The following is a 2,260-nucleotide window of genomic DNA, read 5'->3' on the forward strand; positions in this document are numbered from 1 at the left end:
GTCCTGGTTCGGGAACAATCGGTCATACGAGCTCAACTTGAGTTGGCGAGTCCGAGCGCAGGTATGGCTAATAATCGCCGTGCCCAGCCGCCTGGCGTCTTGGGCAGTGACCGCTTTAGCGAAAAAAATCCATGCATGAGCACCATTGCCCGAGCGAGAGATTTCCAAAGCCACGGGCACACCCAGCTCGTGACAGGATTGGGCGAAGCCCAGCAAGTCTTCACGCCAGTCGGCCTCGTCAAAATCCACGGCAAGGAAATAACAGGTGTCATCGGTTAACAGAGGGTAAACGCCTGCGACTATTTCGCCCGCCAAATGCCGATAAAGCACCTGGTCATTAAGCGGTACCAATTGGCGGAAGCTGCAGTCACCACACTTTATTCTCGGCTTCTGACAAACACCTGGGCGCCATTCATTGGCACAGGCCGGTGAATATCCTGCCTTACCGGCTTTGCTCTCCCAGCGTTGTGGGTACACATCAGTTCGTCCTCGAAACAAGCGCTGAAACAGCTTGAGCTTGGCCTCGGTTCCCAGATGCTGAGCGGGCACCTCGATGACTGAAATGGGCACGACGGACACGGCGACTGGCAGACGCCATTCGATAGCATTGGCTTCCAGCAAAGCAATCAATCGGGCATTTTCTGCCTGTAACTGTGCCAGTGAATCAGATTCAGTCATGGGGTCTCTATTCAATCCCGTGTCTCGTCCTTCCAAGATGCTCTACGTTGGTCTGAGAAGCCCATTTCGCCATGGTCTACAGCGGCCAAACGGTGATGTTCATGACCAGCAACGCTATGGGTGGTGGGCCTTTAAGCCAAACGTGGCGGCGCTCGTGAACCATGGCTGACGGTGCTGAGTGAAATGCGTGGGCACCCRATGGAGAACGCCCTCTACCAGCCATAGTGGTTGGGTATTTTAATATCAAGATCCAGCAGCCTGTCCGACGTATGGATAAGGGGATCAAGCCAATCCGCTTTGGCCTTAGCCCACTGTAAATAGGCGAACTGCACTTGTGTCGGGGCTCCGGCACCGTAGGTTACTTTTTCTAACTCGACAAGATACTCCCGAAGCGCATTGGCCCGTCGCCAATGGTGGGCGTCCTCTTCAAGCCGCTGTAGTTTTGCTCGCTCGGCATCCTGCTCCGCCTTTTTGGCTAAGGCTTCATCGCGTTGTATCCGACGCCCCACTTCAGCAATGGCCCGCTCTTCCTGCCCGATCAACAGCTCGACGGCGCGCCGCACCATCATGATGATCAGCTTGTTGAGCTGCTCCTCAACAGGCGTATGGGTGGAGTCCATAACTTTCCCGCCAAACCCTGCATCTCCCAACACATGCAGTTGGCCTGTGGGAACGTACTGCGGCGACGATATCGAACTCCAATGGATGCGTTCATTTCGCGCCAAGGTACGCGGAGGTGGACTGCCCTCAGAACGCTTGGTCGGCTCGAAAAAGCGCAGACTAATCTGTATCCCGAATATTTCGACTGTGCATCGATCACCCATGAGCACGGTATACCCCCGGGTCTCGAAGGCTTTGATCAAGGCGTCAGCAATCCGAAGCGCCCGAGGCTGCATGGCCGTCGAAACCTTCATATCCAGTGCCCGCTGACGACGACTGGGGAAGGGCATGCCCCGCTGATCCAAGACGGGATGACGCAACGCCTCCCGCGTCTGCACGACATAGGCATGGGGATTGGTGAGCCGCTCTGCCACGCGTATCCGGTGAGTCGGCAGTTGCTCATATTCGATGACCGTTTGCAGCCGGGGATCAACCGACTCGATGGTGGGCACTTTGGATGGTGGTGCCGGCACCGAAGGGTGATGCCATAGGTAGCGCGCAGGCCCGGTGTAATCCCGGAGTTGGGGTTGAGGCGGCACGCGCTTACCGGCTTTACGTTTTGCCCAATACCCTCGCATGGGCGTCGGTATCTGCAGTCTTGCGCACAACTTTTTCAGTCCGACGTCAGACAGCCCATACTTGGGCGCGACCACTGACACGGGGTCAGTCCAGACCTGCTCCAGCAGCACACCACGATCATATTGCTCCATGATCGGCTCCTCAATGCTCAGCCGCTAGCAAAACACACGTTGATTTCCACCGTTTTACCGTCGGGCCACTATCACCGGTTCACCCTTCAACGGAAACCCGCGAGCCATAGCAGGGCGCATCGGAGTGACATCGCCGAGGCCGGCCAGTAAGGGCTTCCGAAATGTTGCAATCGGCGCCAGGGGATGCCCGCCGTGGGGCCCCACCCGTCGGG

General features: G+C 57.1%; 2 protein-coding genes. Both read right to left on the bottom strand.

Annotation, left to right across the window (positions count from 1 at the left end):
- Nucleotides 1-678, bottom strand: a 678-nt coding sequence (locus AC1DRJ_RS25005) for a TOTE conflict system archaeo-eukaryotic primase domain-containing protein (RefSeq protein WP_477804516.1), incomplete at its 3' end; no start/stop codon positions are given.
- A gap of 212 nt (nucleotides 679-890) precedes the next feature.
- A complete protein-coding gene (locus AC1DRJ_RS25010; protein ID WP_477804517.1) occupies nucleotides 891-2,048 on the bottom strand; it encodes a hypothetical protein in 1,158 nt (385 codons plus the stop codon).
- Nucleotides 2,049-2,260 lie beyond the last annotated feature (212 nt).

The sequence above is a fragment of the Pseudomonas sp. P5_B2 genome (assembly GCF_056400445.1).

Bases quoted from the DNA above. Each gene is read 5' to 3' on its own strand.
- AC1DRJ_RS25010 (WP_477804517.1), bottom strand. From the start codon at position 2,048: ATGGAGCAATATGATCGTGGTGTGCTGCTGGAGCAGGTCTGGACTGAC.